The 18,682-nt window shown below is 61.5% G+C and carries 16 protein-coding genes and 1 tRNA gene; 8 read left to right on the top strand and 9 right to left on the bottom strand.

Going from position 1 to position 18,682, the window contains the following annotated elements; all coding sequences use genetic code 11:
- Positions 1-249 precede the first annotated feature (249 nt).
- The 3 genes from AC1DJO_RS09640 to AC1DJO_RS09630 form a co-directional block, all read right to left on the bottom strand.
- On the bottom strand, positions 250-1,224 hold the full coding sequence (locus AC1DJO_RS09640; RefSeq protein ID WP_477970105.1) for an NAD-dependent epimerase/dehydratase family protein: 975 nt from the start codon (positions 1,222-1,224) through the stop codon (positions 250-252).
- A gap of 8 nt (positions 1,225-1,232) precedes the next feature.
- Entirely contained in the window at positions 1,233-2,444 is a 1,212-nt protein-coding gene (locus tag AC1DJO_RS09635; RefSeq protein ID WP_477970103.1) for a glycosyltransferase family 4 protein, read from the bottom strand.
- Positions 2,445-2,665: 221 nt separating this feature from the next.
- Positions 2,666-6,163 carry a hybrid sensor histidine kinase/response regulator gene (locus AC1DJO_RS09630; RefSeq protein WP_477970101.1) on the bottom strand — a complete coding sequence of 1,166 codons (3,498 nt, stop codon included), beginning with the start codon at positions 6,161-6,163 and terminating at the stop codon, positions 2,666-2,668.
- A gap of 211 nt (positions 6,164-6,374) precedes the next feature.
- Here AC1DJO_RS09630 and mscL point away from each other — a divergent pair, with 211 nt between their 5' ends.
- From mscL to AC1DJO_RS09605, 5 genes are all read left to right on the top strand, one after another.
- Positions 6,375-6,806, top strand: a complete 432-nt coding sequence (gene mscL, locus AC1DJO_RS09625) for a large conductance mechanosensitive channel protein MscL (RefSeq protein ID WP_112387538.1) — start codon at positions 6,375-6,377, stop codon at positions 6,804-6,806.
- 127 nt (positions 6,807-6,933) lie between these two features.
- Entirely contained in the window at positions 6,934-8,100 is a 1,167-nt protein-coding gene (locus tag AC1DJO_RS09620; RefSeq protein ID WP_477970099.1) for a pyridoxal phosphate-dependent aminotransferase, read from the top strand.
- A gap of 202 nt (positions 8,101-8,302) precedes the next feature.
- The gene (gene galE, locus AC1DJO_RS09615) at positions 8,303-9,337 is read left to right on the top strand and encodes a UDP-glucose 4-epimerase GalE (protein ID WP_477970097.1); all 1,035 of its coding nucleotides are present in this window, start codon (positions 8,303-8,305) and stop codon (positions 9,335-9,337) included.
- A gap of 111 nt (positions 9,338-9,448) precedes the next feature.
- Positions 9,449-11,422 carry a putative bifunctional diguanylate cyclase/phosphodiesterase gene (locus AC1DJO_RS09610; protein WP_477970095.1) on the top strand — a complete coding sequence of 658 codons (1,974 nt, stop codon included), beginning with the start codon at positions 9,449-9,451 and terminating at the stop codon, positions 11,420-11,422.
- Positions 11,423-11,484: 62 nt separating this feature from the next.
- On the top strand, positions 11,485-12,543 hold the full coding sequence (locus AC1DJO_RS09605; protein WP_477970093.1) for an enoyl-CoA hydratase/isomerase family protein: 1,059 nt from the start codon (positions 11,485-11,487) through the stop codon (positions 12,541-12,543).
- Here AC1DJO_RS09605 and AC1DJO_RS09600 read toward each other — a convergent pair.
- The 3 genes from AC1DJO_RS09600 to AC1DJO_RS09590 all read right to left on the bottom strand — a co-directional run bounded on the left by AC1DJO_RS09600 (position 12,540) and on the right by AC1DJO_RS09590 (position 15,198).
- Complete coding sequence (locus AC1DJO_RS09600; RefSeq protein WP_477970091.1) at positions 12,540-14,600, bottom strand: ATP-dependent helicase; 2,061 nt, start codon at positions 14,598-14,600, stop codon at positions 12,540-12,542. The two genes, AC1DJO_RS09605 and AC1DJO_RS09600, sit on opposite strands and share 4 nt — an antisense overlap.
- A 93-nt stretch (positions 14,601-14,693) precedes the next feature.
- Positions 14,694-14,927: a hypothetical protein gene (locus AC1DJO_RS09595; protein ID WP_477831509.1), complete on the bottom strand. Its 234-nt coding sequence runs from the start codon at positions 14,925-14,927 to the stop codon at positions 14,694-14,696.
- A 133-nt stretch (positions 14,928-15,060) separates the two neighbouring features.
- Positions 15,061-15,198 (bottom strand): hypothetical protein, encoded by a 138-nt coding sequence (locus AC1DJO_RS09590; protein ID WP_162698714.1) that lies wholly within the window; start codon positions 15,196-15,198, stop codon positions 15,061-15,063.
- 162 nt (positions 15,199-15,360) lie between these two features.
- Here AC1DJO_RS09590 and AC1DJO_RS09585 point away from each other — a divergent pair, with 162 nt between their 5' ends.
- Positions 15,361-15,627, top strand: coding sequence for a hypothetical protein (locus AC1DJO_RS09585; RefSeq protein ID WP_477970089.1), 267 nt, complete (start codon positions 15,361-15,363; stop codon positions 15,625-15,627).
- A 252-nt stretch (positions 15,628-15,879) separates the two neighbouring features.
- Here AC1DJO_RS09585 and AC1DJO_RS09580 read toward each other — a convergent pair whose 3' ends face one another.
- The 3 genes from AC1DJO_RS09580 to AC1DJO_RS09570 form a co-directional block, all read right to left on the bottom strand.
- A complete protein-coding gene (locus AC1DJO_RS09580) occupies positions 15,880-16,122 on the bottom strand; it encodes a DUF982 domain-containing protein (protein ID WP_112387545.1) in 243 nt (80 codons plus the stop codon).
- A 226-nt stretch (positions 16,123-16,348) separates the two neighbouring features.
- Positions 16,349-16,516 carry a Thivi_2564 family membrane protein gene (locus AC1DJO_RS09575; RefSeq protein WP_112387546.1) on the bottom strand — a complete coding sequence of 56 codons (168 nt, stop codon included), beginning with the start codon at positions 16,514-16,516 and terminating at the stop codon, positions 16,349-16,351.
- Positions 16,517-16,717: 201 nt separating this feature from the next.
- Positions 16,718-16,792, bottom strand: a tRNA-Thr gene (locus AC1DJO_RS09570).
- Between the two features lie 154 nt (positions 16,793-16,946).
- Here AC1DJO_RS09570 and AC1DJO_RS09565 point away from each other — a divergent pair.
- Complete coding sequence (locus tag AC1DJO_RS09565; RefSeq protein ID WP_477970087.1) at positions 16,947-17,141, top strand: hypothetical protein; 195 nt, start codon at positions 16,947-16,949, stop codon at positions 17,139-17,141.
- A 106-nt stretch (positions 17,142-17,247) separates the two neighbouring features.
- A complete protein-coding gene (gene murA / locus AC1DJO_RS09560; RefSeq protein WP_477939131.1) occupies positions 17,248-18,540 on the top strand; it encodes a UDP-N-acetylglucosamine 1-carboxyvinyltransferase in 1,293 nt (430 codons plus the stop codon).
- Positions 18,541-18,682 lie beyond the last annotated feature (142 nt).

Raw genomic sequence — 18,682 nt, 5'->3', positions numbered from 1 at the left:
TCCCGCTCCCACGGCAACCATAATGGCTACCAGAAGAATTTCATGGAGATTTGATCGTGCGTCGAACAACGACTGTAAGTGCTTGGTATTTTTGAGTTCTGTCATATAAGTAGAAGTTATCGAATCTAAATTCTATGATCTGCAAGTAAGGATATCAATTCGTATTGCTTTTGCAACGCGACGTTACAAGGGAAATGCAACGAGGTCGGTAGCTTTGAGTTATGAGCTTCGCGATCGTAGCGCCTTGTCCTAAGCCATCACCTCCATCTCCCGATGAAACTCCAGCGACCGGCGGATCCCCTCTTCAAGGCTCACCTTCGGCGCCAGCCCGAGCCCCCGCTGCAGCGCCGTATCCCCACACCGGTAGAACACGCCTTCCGGGCGGCTCGCGGTGCCGCTCACCTTCGGTGACCAGCCGAGCTGACGGCTGATGCGTTCGGCGAGTTCGATGAAGGAGGTGGCGTCTCCGGTCGAGAGGTTCAGGGTCGCGCCTGAGGTCATGGCGTCCATCGTCTCGATGACGAAGCCGACGCAGTCGGAGATGTGGATGAAGTCGCGGCACTGGTGGCCGCTGCCCCAGACGGCGACTTCGGGGGCGCCGCGTTCGCGGAGCAGGCGGCGGCAGATGGCGGGGAAGGGATAGGCGAGGTCCTGGTCTTCGCCATAGCCGCTGAACGGGCGGTAGGCGACGGCGCGGCCGTCATAGCGCTCGACATAGAGCTTCATCAGATATTCGCCGGTCAGCTTCGTCCAGCCATAGCTGAGATCAGGCACGCCGATCGGCCGGTCGAAGGAGATCATCTCTTCGGAAAGGATGGTCTGTGCCTCGAAGGTCTGCAACGAGACGGGGTAGGCGGCACTCGAGCTGAAATAGACGACATTGCCGGGCCGGTTTTCGCCCGCCCAGCGCCAGAGTGCTGCATCGACGGCCAGATCCTCGGCAACGAGCAGCGTCTGGTTCTCCAGCGTCATCCGCCCGCCGACGAGGGCGGCGAGATGGAAGACATAGTCGAAATGCTCGCGGCTACGGTCGAAATAGCTGCGGCAATCCTCCTGCAGGAAGGTCAAATGGCGGTTGGACAGCTGCTTTTGCGATGGCGCAAGCGCGCCCGTCCCCGGTTTCAGGAGATCGACGGAGACGACGTCCATTCCTTCGGCAAGCAGCCGCTCGCTCAGATGCCGGCCGACAAAGCCGCATCCCCCAGTCACCAATGCACGTGCCATGATCCCTCCTAGGCCGCAAGAAAGGCATTTTCCCCCGTGTAGATCGCGATCATCTTCCGGTCCCATTCCTGGCGGGAGGGCGCGATCTTCTTTCCGAAGGCGCGGGCGCCCTCGGTGAGCTTTTCGACAAGACTGTCGTTCTTCACCTTGCCGAGTGCGTCGGCGAGCGAGGCGGCATCGCCGCTCTTGAACACCAGCCCGGCGCCATTCGCTGCGATCTCTTCGGAGATCAGCGCATTGCTGCTGACGATCAGCGGTATCCCGCTCATGATCGCCTCGGCGGCAACAAGCCCATAGGGCTCCGGCATGCGCGACGGCATGATGAAAACGCGCGCCTCGCCGGCAAGCCTGGCGACGGTCGCATCATCCAGCCAGCCGGGAACCCAGCAATGCGGCAGGGTCTTCTGCATCTCCTCGAGCAGCGGCCCGCGACCGATCAGCGTCGCGGCCTGGCCGGTCATCCTGAGCGCCTCGCCGAGCGTGCGCACGCCTTTCTCCCAGGTCATGCGGCCGAGAAACATGATGCGCTCGCGAAGCCACGGTTCGGTCGGCTGGCGGGTCAGCGGTTCGGTTGGCGTTCGCAGTGTCTGAAAATGCTTGAGCGGCCCGGGCGTCAGATAGACTTCCATGTTCTCATGCGCGAGGATTACCTCGATCCGCTCCCAGAAGGCCTCGCCGACACCGGCCTGCGCCAGCGTTCGGCGGAAGCGCCAGAGCTTGTGCAGATAGTTGCGCTTGTCGCAATTGGTGGTCAGGCAGCCGAAAGACATCGGCGTCACGCCGCAAATCTCGCCGCTCTTGTAGTTCAACAGGCCGCCATTCGGGCAGTTGAGGAAGAAGTCATGGGCGGTGATGATGACGCGCGCATTGCTCTGCGACAGCGCATGGAAGATCGAGGGCGAGAGGATCTGGTTCCAGCCGTGAACATGAACCACCGTCTCGTCGGTGGATTCCTTGAGCAGCCCTGAGAGCGCCTCATAGGCCCGCTTGTTGAAATGCCGGTCGAAGATATTGGCGATCGCAGGGCCGTCGCGCAGCGGCTTCTCGCCGAGCGCGATGGTGCGCACATCAAGCCCGTATTCCTTCAGCCCCGCCCCGTCGTCGCCGACGAAGAAGGTGCAGTTGACCCCGGCATCGACACAGGCTTCCAGGCATTGGATGGCAACCTTGGTGGCGCCACCCCGGACAACGGAAACGTCATTGACGACAATCAGGCGCATATGTGGAACCAAAGCTTTGCCAGGGCCCAGGGCGGACCCGTGTCGATGAGGTGGAGAAGATTGCCCGGCTCAATGAGGCGATGGATCGCACGCTATTGCAATTCAGCCTTTTGCATTAGCCTACCATTGCGGGCACCGGCGGTGATCTTTTGTACAACCGCCGCGCTTGCGTTTTCGCGCATGGCAACGGCGGTCCGGCAGGCAGGTTCTCTGGGGAGACTTTATTCCGCGGCTGCCCGCTTCTGGCCCGAAATCTGCGTGATGAAGGCGCGCAGTGCCGCCGGGCGTACCGGCTTGTGCTGCACGGCAATCCCGTGGCGTTCGGCTTCAGCCCGGATTTCGAGTGTCCGGTCGGCTGTCAGAAGCAGTGCCGGAAGCTCGGCGCCGAAGCGCTGGCGCAGATCGAGGATCGCGGCAATGCCGGTCCCGTCGTCGAGGTGATAGTCGGCGATAACAAGGTCCGGCGCCGGCGCATGGAAGTCCGCCACTTCGGCGAGTGAAGCCAGCGATTGCACCTCACAGCCCCAGCCGGAAATCAGAAGGCGCATGCCCTCGATAATATTCGGTTCGTTGTCGATGCAGAGGATCTTCAGGCCACGGAGCGTCTGCGCCTGACGTTCAGTGCTGACGGCCGCAACCTGCGCTGCCCCGAGCTTCGTCGTGTCGAGCGGCATGGCGATGCGGAAATCGGTTCCCTTGCCATGCGTCGAGTGCAGTTCCACCGGATGGTTCAGAACGCGGGCGATGCGATCGACGATCGAAAGCCCAAGCCCCAGCCCGGTTGCCGTCTTGGCGCCTTCGTCGAGGCGGGCGAATTCCTTGAAGACGGTGCGGAATTTCGAGGGCGGAATGCCGATGCCCGAATCCATCACCTGGATCACCACCTTGTCGCCGCGCCGGCGCACGCCGACGAGCACTTTGCCGGTCAGCGTATACTTGATGGCGTTGGAGACGAGGTTCTGCACCAGGCGGCGCAACAGGTTCGGGTCGGAGCGCACCTTGAGCGTGGTCGGCATCACCACCAGCTTCAGCTTCTTCTCGCGGGCGATCGGCGCGAAATCGGTCTCGATCCGCTGGAGAAGATCCGACAACGGCACCGTCGTCAGCCGCGGCCGCATGGCGCCGGTATCGAGCCGCGAGATATCGAGTACGGCGCCGAGAATGGTCTCGACGGATTCAAGCGCCGAGTCGATGTTGCGGACGATCGGCCCGTTGTCGGATTGCGCCATGCGCTCGACCAGCGCCGATGAATAGAGCCGCGCGGCATTCAGCGGCTGCAGGATGTCGTGGCCGGCTGCGGCAAAGAACCGGGTCTTGCCGATATTGGCCTCGTCGGCCGAAGCACGCGCTTCGCCGAGCTCGTGGTTCACCCGCGTCAGCTCGGCGGTGCGTTCGGCAACGCGCTGCTCCAGCGTTTCGTTCGCCTGCTTCAGCGCCCTGTCGGCCTCGACGCGCTGGGTAATGTCTGTGAAGGTGGCGACGATGCCCTTGTCAGGCATGGCGTTGGAGCGCACTTCGATGATGCTGTCGCCGCCGCCGAGCACCAGCGAGAACGGCTTGTCGAGCGTCTGGAAGTGGCGGACCGTCTGCGCCAGATCGGCGGCCGGAATATCGCCGCGCTGGCCGAGAATGGCGACGATCTCGGATAGCGGAAATCCGACGCGGCCGACATCTTCAGGCAGGTCGAGCAACTGGCGGAAGCGCCGGTTCCAGATCGTCAGCCGGTTGGAACTGTCGAAGACGGCGATGCCCTGGTCCATCTGCGACAACGCCGTCTGCAGCATGTCCTGGTTATATTGCAGCGCCTCGCTGGCCTGATCGAGCAGCCAGGCCGTATCCGACGACGCATCCTCGATCTTCTGAAGGATCAGCGACAGCACCAGCCTTGCCGAAGACGAGCCGATGGCGCTGCCGAGCAGCTGTTCGCTGAAATGGATCAGCGCCATGTCGGCCGGCTGGTCGTCTTCCAGCTTGCGGCCGGAGCTTTGCTCGTAGGTGGCAAGCGAGCGTTGCATCCGTTCCTCGCCGAGATAGCGGGCGATGGCGGCCTTCAGATCGCCGACGCTGATCCGCGTTTTCCAGCCGCGCGTCGCAAACTGCGAGCGCGACTGCCGCTTGACGAAGATGCCCGCTTGGATGCGCTCCAGCGGCCGGGCATTGCGCGTCATAGAGCCGACGATGAAGAAAGCCGTGTTGACCAGCAGGCTCATCGTGGTTGCGTTGACGAGAGGGTCGGCATCCGGTGCGGTGAAAACGGTCGTTCCGGGAAACAGGAAACCCAGGAAGCCGCTGGCGATATAGGAATAATCAGGCCCGCCGAGCGACGGCAGGAACAGCAGATAGAACCAGATGACGAAGCCGGAGGTCAGCCCGAGGATCGCGCCGCGGGCATTTGCCCGCCGCCACACGAGGCCGCCGAAGAGCGCCGGCGCGATCTGTCCGATCGCCGCAAAAGAGAGCAGGCCGATCGAGGCGAGGCCCGCCGTACTGTCGGTCGAGCGGTAATAGGCATAGCCGAGCAGCAGGACGGCGAAGATGGCGCTGCGGCGGATGTTGAGCAGTGTCTTGGCAAAGTCGTCGCGCTGGTTGGCGCGCCCGGCGAGCTTCCGGCGCAGGAAGATCGGCATGATGATGTCGTTCGACACCATGATCGACAGCGCCACGGAATCGACGATCACCATCGCGGTCGCCGCCGAAAAGCCGCCGATGAAGGTGATCAGCGAGACCACGGGCATCTGCCCGGCAAGCGGCAGCGAGAGCACATAGAGGTCGGCATTGCCGGCGCCGCCGAAGGTCAGCAGCCCGCCGATCGCCACCGGCAGGACGAAGAGATTGATAGCGACGAGATAGAGCGGGAACAGATAGCCCGCGAGCCTCAGCTGCTTGGCCGTCCTGTTCTCGACGACGGTCACATGGAACTGCCGCGGCAGCATGATGATCGCAAAGGCTGAGAGCAGCGTCAGCACGATCCAGCGGCTGATCGGCGTCTGGTAATCCAGCGCTGCTGTGACCAAGGGGTTCGCCGCACTTTTCTCCCAGAGGTCCATTGGCCCGTCGAACAGGAACCAGATGACGCAGATGCCGGCTGTGAGAAAGGCGATGAGCTTGACGACGGATTCCATCGAGACGGCGAGGATCAGCCCGTCTTGATGCTCGGTCGCATCCGTGTGGCGGGTGCCGAACATCACCGCGAAACAGGCAAGCATGAGGGTGACGATCAGCGGCAGATCGAGGAAGTAGAGATTGCCGCTGCCGATGCCGTAATCCCGCGGGTTCACGACAACAGAAACGGTGCTGGAAATCGCCTTCAGCTGCAGCGCGATATAGGGAATGACGCCGACCAGCGAGATCAGTGCCACGATCGTCGCGACGGTCGAATTTTTCCCGTAGCGCGCCGCGATGAAGTCGGCGACCGACGTCAGCTTCTCGGCTTTGGCAAGCTCGATGATCCGCCGCAGGAACGGCATGCCGAGCGTGAAGACCAGGATCGGTCCGATATAGATCCCGGCAAATTCGAGACCGTGCTGGGAGGCAAGGCCGACGCCGCCGAAATAGGTCCAGGACGTGCAATAGATCGCCAGGCTGAGCGCATAGACAACCGGCCAGCCGCCCTCCTGCGTGCCGAGCCGGCGGCTTTTGCGATCGCCATAGCTCGCGACGGCAAACAGCAGCAGCATGTAGCCGAAGGCAGACGCGATTATGACCCAGCCAGGAAGCATCGATCCTCCACCGGCGAACTGTTCGCCGGGCCCCTTGAGTTTCAAAGATTAGGGGAAATGCCCGCCTTTGGAAATCGGGGCGGTCTAGACCTTAAGTCCAAGACGCCGGAAGAAGTGGTTATTCAAAATTAACAATTGAATAATTATGGCGGACATGTAGCTAATAAAGCACGGACTGTCAGTGAGTGCGCATCAGAGGGAGACAGATCGGATGCTCAACGAATTCAAAGCGTTTATTGCCCGCGGTAACGTCATGGACCTGGCGGTCGGTGTCATTATCGGCGGCGCTTTCGGCGGTATCGTCAAGTCGCTTGTCGACGACATCATCATGCCGATCGTCGGTGCTATCTTCGGCGGCTTCGACTTCTCGAACTATTTCATTGGTCTCTCATCGGCCGTCAACGCACCGACGCTGGCTGCCGCCCGCGCGCAGGGCGCCGTCTTTGCCTATGGCAATTTCATCACCGTCCTCATCAACTTCCTCATCCTCGCATGGATCATCTTCCTGATGGTCAAGGCCGTAAACATGCTGCGTAAGCAGATCGAGCGTAACGAGGAGAAGGCTGCGGAAGACGCGCCGCCGCCGGCAGACGTGGCGCTGCTGACGGAAATCCGCGATCTTCTGGCCAAGCGTCCGGCCTGATTTCAGTGCCTTTGAGCCCTGCCATCAGGCAGGGCTCGATCCATCACGAAAATCGATGTGACATCACGCTTTCTCATTGGGATTTGCGCCGGGTTTTGTTCTATGAAGTCCAAAACCGGAGTCCTTCATGTCGATCGTCAATAGCCTCAGCCCGCGCGCCATCACGGCACCCGAAAGCGGGATCGTCGAAGTCGTCAATTACGCCCGCGGCCGCGAAGGTCTGCTGCCCCTTTGGGTCGGTGAGGGCGATCTTCCGACCCCTGATTTTATCAGCAAGGCGGCGATGGATGCACTGGCGGCCGGGGAAACCTTCTACACCTGGCAGCGCGGCATACCAGAGCTTCGCCAGGCACTCTCCGATTACTACGCCCGCCATTTCGGCGTGACGCTCTCGCCGGAACATTTCTACGTCACCGGCTCCGGCATGCAGGCGATCCAGATCGCCGTGCAGGCGATGACCTCGCCGGGCGACGAGATCGCCTATCTGACGCCCGCCTGGCCGAATATCGCAGCCGCACTCGAAATCGCCGGCGCCCGTTCGGTGGGCGTCGAGCTTCAGTTCGAAGGCGGCAAATGGGCGGTTGATCTCGACCGCATCGAAGCCGCGATCACGCCGAAGACCAAGGGCCTCTTCGTTAACACGCCGTCGAACCCGACGGGCTGGACGGCGACGAAGCAGGATCTGACACAGATTCTCGAGATTGCCCGCAAGCACGGCCTATGGATCATGGCCGACGAGATCTATGCGCGCTACTTCTACGCCGGCGGCCGCGCGCCCTCGTTCTTCGACGTCATGGAACCGGGCGACAAGATCTTCTTCGTCAATTCCTTCTCGAAGAACTGGTCGATGACCGGCTGGCGCGTCGGCTGGATCGTTGGTCCGCCGGAAACCGGACAGGTGCTGGAAAACCTGATCCAATATTCGACCTCGGGCGTTGCGCAGTTCATGCAGAAGGGCGCCGTCGCAGCGCTCAACCACGGCGACGATTTCGTCGCCGCCAACGTTCGCAAGGCCACCGAAGCCCGCGATATCCTCTGCGACGCCCTGATTGCCACCAATCGCGTCGAGACGCTGAAGCCCGATGGCGCTCTCTATGCCTTCCTCAAGATTGACGGCGTCACCGACAGCCGCAAGGCGGCGTTGGATATCGTCGACAAGACCGGTGTCGGCCTGGCGCCGGGTGCGGCTTTCGGCGCGGGCGGCGAGCTCTTCCTGCGCGCCTGTTTCCTGCGCGATCCGGCCCAGGTTCGCACCGCCGCCGAGCGCCTTTGCGACTACATCATGACCCGCTGAGATCGGAATGCCCGGCGCCATCAGCCGGGCATCTGCCCCGTATTTGGCCGGTTCGATAAAATTGTAGCGAAAGCCGAAATCGGCCTCTAACCACAGCCGCAAACTTACCCGCCGGAACGGCCCAAAACGGGCCTTTGATAAGAGAATCCGAAAGGTAAAATCCGTCTGATGCCCCTGTGCGACAAAACAGGGAATGCGGGACATGGCAATCTTGGTGACGGGCGGCGCTGGCTATATCGGCAGCCATATGGTCTGGACACTGCTTGAGGCGGGTGAAGAGGTGGTCGTGCTCGATCGCCTATCCACCGGCTTCCGTTGGGCCGTGGCGCCTGCCGCCCGCTTCTATCTCGGCGACGTCGCGGACCCCGAAATCCTCCGCACCATCTTCATCGAAAACGATATCGAGGCGATCATCCATTTCGCCGGTTCCGCTGTCGTGCCGGTGTCGGTTTCAGATCCGCTCTCCTATTACGACAACAATTCCGGCAAGACGCGCGCGTTGCTCAGCGCGTCTATCGAAGCCGGCGTGCGCCATTTCGTCTTCTCATCGACCGCTGCGGTTTATGGACCGCAGCCGAGTTCCGATCCGGTCAAGGAGACCGCCAGCCTCAGTCCGGAAAACCCTTACGGCCAGTCGAAGCTGATGACCGAGTTCATGCTGCGCGATGCGGCTGCAGCCTATGACTTCGACTACGTGGCCCTACGCTATTTCAACGTTGCGGGTGCCGATCCCGAGGGTCGCGCCGGTCAGTCCGCCAATGGCGCAACACATCTGATCAAAGTCGCCTGCGAGGCGGCACTCGGCAAGCGCGACAGCGTCGCCGTCTATGGCGTCGACTATCCAACGCATGATGGCACCGGTGTGCGCGACTACATCCATGTGACCGATCTCGCCGAGGCGCATCTGAAGGCGCTGCAGCACCTCCGCAAGGGCAAGGGTTCGCTGGTCGCCAATTGTGGTTATGGTTCAGGCTATTCGGTTCTCGATGTGCTGAACATGGTCACCCGCGTCCACGGCCACTCGTTCAAGATCCACATGGCGCCACGCCGCCCGGGCGATTCCGCCAGCGTCGTTGCCGATGCAACGCTGGCGCGACGCTTGCTCGATTGGGCTCCGAAGCATGACTCGCTGGAAACCATCGTTCGCAGCGCGCTTGATTGGGAATTGGAACTGACCCAGCGCCGCGTCGGCGATCTCCAGGGCATCTACCGCGAACTCGCCGCCGCATCGTTCTGATCGCGCTAACATGGTGTTTACCATCTGTCTGAGGATAGAGGGCTAGCGCTGGCGTAAATAAGAAAAAATCAAGCTTTCTCTGGCTGTTTTATGGTCAAGGGAAAAGGGACAATGAAAAGCTTCATCGCTTCGCTACGGCTGCAAAAAGACAACCCGAAGTTCTTGATGGCACAGTTTCAGGCTCTGTCGACACAGATCCCGATTCTCTATGTCCTGCTGATCATCAATTCGCTGGCTGTCGCGATCACCCACATCAAGACCGCGCCGCTCTGGCTGTCGCTCTATATCCCGACCGGCCTCAGTGTCGCCTGTCTGTTCCGCCTCTGCTGGTGGGAGATCAACGGCAAGGAAAACGTCACGCCTGAACGCGCCTACAAGGTGATGCGCGTGACGATCGCCGGCTCCTGCATTCTCACCATCGCCTTCGGCGCCTGGGCCGTTGCGCTCTACAGCTACGGCGATGCCTACCAGCAGGGCCAGATCGCCTACTTCCTCGTTGTGACAGGTATCTCCTGCGTCTTCTGTCTCATGCACCTGCCGGTCGCGGCGATGATCACCACGGTCATCACCTTCACGGCCATGGTGCTGACCTTCCTGTCGTCAGGAAATCCTGTCTTCATCGCCACCGCCGTCAGCGGTCTGTTCCTGATCCTTCCGTTCCTGCGGGTGATCAACAGCTACTTCCAGAATTTCGCCGGTCTCGTGCAGATGACCGAGGAGCTGGAGAAGAAGCAGGCCGAAGCCCATGAGCTGAACCTCGTCAACAGCCGCAACGCGCTTCAGGATCAATTGACCGGCCTTGCCAATCGCCGCAGCTTCTTCCTGTCGCTGGAGCGCATTCTGCAAGAGCAGCCAAAGGAGCCGCCGGTTATCGGCATCATCGACCTCGACGGCTTCAAGCCCGTCAACGATATCTTCGGCCATTCGGCGGGCGATCTCGTGCTTAAGGAAACCGCGCGCCGCTTCACCGCGCTTGCCGGCAGCGAGGCTGTCGTTTCCCGTCTCGGCGGCGATGAGTTCGGCATTATTTTCCCGCAAGGCATCAGCCGCAGAGCGACTGCCGATCTCGGCCAGGCCCTCTGCGCCTCCGTTCACGAGGCCTTCGAAATCCCCGACGGCTCGGTGCGCGTCTCGGGATCCTGCGGCATCGTCTATCCCGAGGGTGGCGATCTCTCGGCCGAAGACCTCTACGAAAAGGCCGACTTCGCGCTCTATCAGGTGAAGAGCAAGCGCCGCGGCGGCGTCGAATTCTTCTCGGCTGAACACGAGAAAATCCTGACCCAGCGCTATCTCATCGAGCTTGAGCTGCAGGCCAACGATTTCGCCAGCGAATTGTCGCTTGAATACCAGCCGATCATCGAGCTCAAGAGCGGCCGCGTCGTCGGCTACGAGGCCTTGGCGCGCTGGGACAGTGCCCGCTTCGGCCGCATCAGCCCGGATGCCTTCATTCCAGCCGCCGAGCGTACGGCCGTCATCGGCCGGATGACCCGTGTGCTGTTTGGTCAGGCGCTCGACGCGCTGAAGCAGATCCCCGATCATCTGCGCCTGTCGTTCAACCTTTCGGCCCGCGATATCTGCGACCACGAGACATCGATGGCTCTCCTGGCGATGATCCATCGCTCCGGCGTTGATCCCAAGCGTATCGAGTTCGAGATCACCGAGACGGCGCTGCTTTCCGATTTCGACACGGCCGACCAAGTGATCGGCGTCCTGCGCGCCGCCGGCATTTCGATTGCGCTCGACGATTTCGGCACCGGCTTTTCCAGCCTCAGCCACATCCATCGTCTCGCCTTCGACAAGCTGAAAATCGACAAGGCCTTCGTGATGAATTTCGATCGCGACATCCGTTCGATGAACATCACCCGCTCCGTCGCCAATCTCTGCCAGAACCTCGGCATCGCATCGGTTGCCGAAGGCGTGGAGAGCGAAGAGGTTGCCGACGGTCTTCGGGCGATGGGCGTGCGGCTGGCGCAGGGCTACCATTTCTCGCGACCGCTGAAGCTCGATGCGGCGATCGACTATGCGCTGCAGCGCGACGGCCTGATGATCGGCCAGGAACCTCTGCACGCGATGCTGCCTTACTGATCCCACTGGAACGAAGTGCCGCGCCTGTCTATTGATATCTGATCAACAAAGGCGTGGCGACCATGCATAAAACATCCGACCGGGAAGTCTTCATCGAACGGCGCGGCAGCGCGGGTATCATCCGCCTCAACCGTCCCAAGGCGCTGAATAGCCTGACGCTGACCATGGTGCGCATGCTGGACACGGCGCTCGACGAGTTTGAGGCCGATCCTTCGGTTGCGAGCATCGTCGTCACAGGCGAGGGCGAGCGCGGCTTCTGCGCCGGCGGCGATATCCGTGCCCTCCACCAGAGCGGCCTTGCGGGCTCAGAGGAGGCTGAAACCTTCTGGCGTGAGGAATTCGCGCTCAACCATCGCATCGCCCATTTCCCCAAACCCTATATCGCCGTCATGGACGGTATCACCATGGGCGGCGGCGTCGGTCTCTCGGCGCATGGCCGCCACCGGGTTGTGACCGAGCGCACGCGGCTTGCGATGCCCGAAACCGGGATCGGCTATTTTCCGGATGTCGGCGCCACATGGCTGCTGCCGCGCATGCCCGGCGAAACCGGCACCTGGGCAGGGCTGACCGGTCTGGAAATGAATGCCACGGATGCGCTCTATGTCGGGCTTGCCGACGTCAAGATTGCTTCTGGCCGCTTGCCCGAGATGATCGATGCTTTGGCCCGCATGCCGATCAGATCGTCTTCGACCGCGGTCGATGCGCTGCTGAAACATCTCGCCATCCATCCGCATGCCGGCCGCCTGCAGCATCATCGTGAGGTCATCGACCGGACCTTCGGCTTCGACAGCGTCGAGGAGATCGTTGCGGCACTGGAGGCGGAGGAGGACGATTTCGCTGCCGAGACGCGCGCCACCATCCTCAAGCGCTCGCCGACCAGTCTGAAGGTCACGCTGAGGCTCCTGCGCGCTGGCAAGGTCAGCGCCGATCTAGCCGAATGTCTGAACCGGGAACTGGCTGCCTGCATGCAGATCCTGAAGACGCCCGACTTCTATGAGGGCGTTCGCGCCGCCGTCATCGACAAGGATCGCAATCCGAAATGGAAACCGGCGGATGTCTCGGCGGTCGGCCCTGAAGCCCTCGCGCCGTTTTTCGGCCGCGTCGAGCCCTTGGTCTTTTAGCGCCACATGCCGCGCATGCGTGCGCCGACATCGATCCGCACCTGGCGCGCCTGCTGGCTGGCCGCCGTTTCGGCCTTCGCTTGCTGCCAGCCGCAGACCTCGAAGAATTGCAGCAGCGTTGCCGGGATGAAGCGGGTGCGGGAGGCATAGACATGCCGGTCGCCTTGCGCATTCTGTCCGTGGGTGAAGAAGCGCTGCGGCACGACGAGATCGAGATTGTCCTTGGCCCGTGTCATCGCGACGTAAAGCAGGCGGCGCTCTTCCTCGATCTCCGCGCTGCTGCCGACCGCGAGGTCGGAGGGAATGCAGCCATCCACCACGTTCAGCATGAACACCTTGGTCCATTCCTGCCCCTTGGCCGAATGGATGGTGGAGAGGATCAGGTAATCCTCGTCGAGCAGCGGCACACCCGCCTGATCGCTGGTCGCGTCCGGCGGATCGAGCGTCAGTTCCGTCAGGAAGCGCTCGCGGGACGGATAGCCCGCGGCGATCTGCTCAAGCTGCAGCAGATCGGCCTGACGCGTCGAGGCATCCTCGTGCAGCCGCTCTAGATGCGGCTGATACCATTCGCGCACCAGCCCGATCTCGGCCGGCCACCCGGCCTTGCCAGTCTTCAGCTCCTGCATCACGGAAACGAAAGCCGTCCAATCGTCGCCCGAGCGCGGCGGTGCGGCCAGTTCGGCAAGCGCCTGGATCGGGCTCGGATCGGCGGCCATGTGATCAAGCGTCTTTTGCGCCGTCGAGGGGCCGACGCCCGGCAGGATCTGCATCAGCCGGAACCCGGCGACACGGTCGCGCGGATTGAGCGCAAAGCGCAATGCCGCCAGCATGTCCTTGACATGCGCGCTATCCAAAAACTTCAGCCCGCCGAACTTGACGAAGGGAATGTTGCGCCGAGTGAGTTCCACCTCCAGCGCACCGCTGTGATGCGAGGCGCGAAACAGCACCGCTTGGCTCTTCAGCTTGACGCCTTCCTCGCGGTTCTCCAGCACCTTGTCGGCGACGAAGCGCGCCTGATCGGCCTCGTCGCGAACGGTCACCAGGCGCGGCCGCTCGGCCGATTGCCGCTCCGTCCAGAGGTTCTTGGTGAAACGCTCGGAGGCAAGGTCGATGACGGCATTGGCGGCTGCCAGGATCGGCTGCGTCGAGCGGTAATTGCGGTCGAGCGTGACGATATTGGCGGCAGGCGTAAACGAGGCCGGGAAGTCGAGAATGTTGCGCACCGTCGCGGCGCGGAAGGAATAGATCGACTGCGCATCGTCGCCGACGACGGTCAGGCCCTGTCCGCCTGGTTTCAGCGCCAGCAGAATAGAGGACTGCAGCCGGTTGGTGTCCTGATATTCGTCGACCAGCACATGATCGAAGCGGCTGCCGATATCCTCGGCAATCATTGGCTCTGCCACCATCTGCGCCCAGTAGAGCAGCAGATCGTCGTAATCGAGCACGTTCTGCGCCTGCTTGGCTTCGACATAGGCGCCGAAGAGATCGCGCAGCTGGTTCTCCCAGGTGGCGCACCAGGGAAAGGCATCGCGCAGCACCAGCGGCAGCTCACCCTCCGAATTGACGACGCGGGAATAGATCGCGAGGCACGTCCCCTTGGTCGGGAAGCGGTTCTCGGTTTTCGAGAAGCCGAAATCGTGCCGGATGATGTTCATCAGGTCGGCGCTGTCTTCCCGATCGTGGATGGTGAAGGCAGGATCGACACCGATCTGCTCGGCATAGTCGCGCAACAGCCGCGCGCCGATACCGTGAAACGTGCCGCTCCAGGCGAGCGCATCGGCCATGATGCCGGAATTGGCGCCGAGAACTTCGGCGCAGATTCGCTCGACGCGCCGCGCCATCTCGGAGGCCGCCCGCCGTGAAAAGGTCATCAGCAGGATGCGGCGCGGATCCGCACCCTTGACGATCAGATGCGCGACACGGTGCGCCAGCGTGTTCGTCTTGCCGGAACCGGCACCGGCAATGACCAGCAGCGGTCCCGCGACATGGCTGCCCTCGGTGAGCGTTCCATGCTCCACGGCCATGCGCTGTTGCGGGTTGAGCTTCTCGAGATACATCCAGCCGTCCGGTTGGCGCCCGCGCGGCAGAGCGGCACGGACAAATAAGACGTTCCTTGAATGTTCTTGATAGTGATTCCTGTCAAGCGCGCGTCAGTAGACGAAGTCGGAAACCACTTCCTGGCGCGTCAGTTTCAGTGTCCTGTCCGGCTGCAGGATATAGGTCTCCTGCACCTTCTGGCCGCTCGAATTGTAGAAGCTGTTATAGACATAGCTGCCTGGTGGCGATTTCGTCAGCTTGGAGCGGGCAGGGCCGCCATAGGTGAGGCTGCCCGGGATAGGCGTCGGCCCGGCGCCGCTATCGGCAGCGCTGCAGGCCACCAGCATGGCGGCGGCGGTGAAAACCGGAACGATGACCTTGAACATGACAGTTGCCCCTTCAGCCCCTTCATTGATATGGCGCCAGAGATCCGCTTCGCCAAGTAGAGAGCGTTGAAATTTGCGGGGGCAGAATGGTGCGCTACTTTGGCTCCGGCTGCTGGATCGTTTTCGGCGGCGTGTCATCGTTGCTGCCGCCCTGCTCGAAGGGCTTGATGACGAGAATACTGAGAACGGATGCCACCATGAGCGCGACGATGATCAGCATCAGTGTTTTCATGATTAATTGTACTTCGTCCGGTCACGTTGTTCTCAACCCTATTGAACAGACCGGCTGCCCGAAAAGTTCCGGCAAGTGCGCGTGAAATCGTGCGAAGAAAAGCGGGGAACCAAAGCCGCCCTTCAAGGGTTGATTGGGCGGATTTCAACGCTGGAGATAGTCATGAGGACCTGCATCCGTCTGGGGGTTCCAGCCCTGTTTATTGCATGCGCCGCATTTGCCATTCCCGCATCCGCCTCTCTCGAAACCGATGTCGATTATTACTCGGCCCTGCCGCAGGATCAGATGGCGCTGAACGAATATACCAGCACCGTCGCCTGCCAGCCGGCAGAGGCGCATTACGTGCCGTCCTTCATCCGCGCGCCTGATGGCACGATCATGGGCGTCGGCTATGTGGAAGTCGAAAGCCGGAGCGATACCGGCTGTTGAAAGTGTGAAATATCCGAAGTATTTCCGCAAATTATCTCTGTTCGAGGCTCGTCTGCATAAGCAGAGGGTGACGAGCCTCTGACCATCATCATGATGGCTGTCGATGTTTTATTGTCGGCCTGCGCCGGCGCGCAACGGCAATACTTGGGCTATCCAGCCCGTCCTTCACCGTTGGTTAAATGAAAATAAACAGCCGTCCCGTTCCGGCACGCAGCCGTCAGGGTCGCTGTTTAGGGCCGAAGCTGTCGCCGGTCAGTGAAGCCTAAGCTTCGCCTCTTCGGCCGCCGCCACGAACTCCAGCCGCGCCTCTTCCGCCGTCTTCCGGCCGTCAAGCGCTGCGCGGCAGGTGCTGCGGGCTTTCAGATAACGCAGACCGCGCGCCGCGGGCCAGAGATCGGCAAGGCACTTCAATGCATCGAACGGACCGTTGACGGTACGGGCATCGGTATCCTCGAAGCCGACCTTGACCGGACTATCCCATCTGTCAGTTGCCATAGGCGTATTCCTCCAGTGTTTACGCCAAACGCGCACAACGCCCCTCGTGTTCCTCCCGAAGGGCTCGTGTTGAGGGTATATTAGCGGGTTATTCATTGGTCGCAATGGGGGATTTGAACTGAACTTGGACAGATCGGCCACCTCACATTGGAGGAGATGCCGAGGGCGAAAGTGTGGCCGTGCCCCGTGCGGGAATTGTGGCCCGGCAAAAGCCGGGCCCCAGATCCTAGAAGACAGCTAGGTATTTCAGCAGCGACACGATACCGATGATGATCACGATAATCTGCACGATCTGCCGTGTGCGGCCATCGATCGGCAGGCGTTGAACCAAGTACAATACGAGAATGATGACGAGAAACGTGATCAGAATACCGATCAGTATCGAAGCACCCATTTATCCCCACTCCTATCCAAAAAGCCTTTCGGCGACAGGGATTTAACTATGGGGCAACAAGTCAAAGAAAAGGGGGAGGTCTGAAACTTGATAAATTGCTCTGTTGGAGCGGTACCGCCATTCATGTTGGCGACGGCACATTCCAGGTAACTGTGCAGGATCGGCGTAAGCCGGGGGTGCGTGGATTATCTGAAGAAAAACTGGTGCTGCCGAGTGGGATTGAACCACCGACCTCACCCTTACCAAGGGTGTGCTCTACCACTGAGCTACGGCAGCAGGACCAGGAACGCTTCGAGCCATCAGGCTGTGTTGCGTGGACGGGGCGCCTATTGCCACAGGTTCCGGACAAGCGCAAGCCGCAATTTCCAACTTCGCGTGGATTAACGAGGAAGGCCTTTTGGCGGGAGCGGGAATCCGCTAAGCAGAATGCATGGAAGACAATAGCGACAAGCCTGTAAATGGCCGCAAGGCGGCAATCGAGGAGCAGGCGCGGCTGCGGCGCGAGCGGGCTGCGGAAAAACTCCGGGAAAATCTTTCGAAGCGCAAGCAGCAGGTCCGGGCGCGCCGTTCCGGGCAGGCAGACGAGACGATTGGCCTGCCTGCCGCAAAAATGGACGAATCGTAATGTTGGCTCCGCGGCGAATTGAAGCGTCGCGGGAATTCGTCTAAAGACCCCCATCCCTTTTAAAGGCAGAACTTTCAGGAAAGGCGGGCGCAGCCCGTAAGCCCCCATGGATCGTATCAGAATTGTCGGCGGGAATGAGCTTAACGGCATCATCCCGATTTCCGGCGCCAAGAATGCAGCACTGCCGCTGATGATCGCGTCTCTGCTGACCAGCGACACGCTGACGCTCGAAAACGTGCCGCATCTGGCCGATGTCGAGCTGCTCATGCGCATCCTCGGCAATCACGGCGTCGACGTTGCCGTCAACGGCCGCCGCGAGCGCCAGGACGACGCCTACTCGCGCACCATCCATTTCACCTGCCGCACCATCGTCGATACGACCGCCCCTTACGAGCTGGTCTCGAAGATGCGCGCCTCCTTCTGGGTCATCGGTCCGCTTTTGGCGCGCGAGGGACAGTGCCGCGTTTCGCTGCCGGGCGGTTGCGCCATCGGCACGCGTCCTGTCGATCTCTTCCTCGAAGGCCTGACGGCGCTCGGCGCCAACCTGGAAATCGACAGCGGCTATATCAACGCCACGGCGCCGAAGGGCGGCCTGATCGGTGCCAAGTACACTTTCCCGAAGGTCTCGGTCGGCGCCACCCATGTGATGATGATGGCGGCAACGCTTGCCCGCGGCACGACTGTCATCGGCAATGCCGCCCGCGAGCCTGAAGTCGTCGATCTCGCCAACTGCCTGATCGCCATGGGCGCCAAGATATCAGGTGCCGGCACGCCGACCATCACCATCGAAGGCGTGCAGTCGCTCTCCGGCGCCCGCCACCGCGTTCTGCCGGACCGTATCGAGACTGGCACCTATGCCATGGCCGTTGCCATGACCGGCGGTGACGTCGTTCTCGAAAACACCGACATGGCACTGCTCGAAACCGCATTCGAAACGCTGCGCCGCGCCGGTGCCGATGTTTCCGCGACCAACAGCGGCGTGCGCATCAAGCGCAACGGCGCCGGCATCAAGCCCGTCGATGTGGTCACCGATCCCTTCCCGGGCTTCCCGACCGACCTGCAGGCACAGTTCATGGCGCTGATGACCCGTTCGTCCGGCGTCTCGCATGTCACCGAAACCATCTTCGAAAACCGCTTCATGCATGTGCAGGAGCTGGCCCGCCTCGGCGCCAAGATTTCTCTGTCCGGCCAGACGGCGAAAATCGAAGGCGTTCAGCGGCTGAAGGGTGCGCCTGTGATGGCAACCGATCTGCGTGCCTCCGTCTCGCTCGTCATCGCCGGTCTTGCCGCTGAAGGCGAGACCATGGTGTCGCGCGTCTATCACCTCGATCGCGGCTTCGAGCGGCTGGAAGAAAAGCTCACCCGCTGCGGCGCCATCGTCGAACGCGTCAGCGAATAAGGGAAGGGCGGTTTCCGCCCTTTGCTTTCCCCTGCGGGCATTGCCGCATAGCTGTTGCGCATTGCCCTCAGGCGTCCTATTTCCCTTGTCTAACGCATCGCCATACCGGCGATGCGGCATCATCGACCGGGGGTACAGCCTG

The organism is Rhizobium sp. 05N430 (genome assembly GCF_056396985.1).
This window is presented reverse-complemented; position numbering and strand designations above follow the sequence as displayed.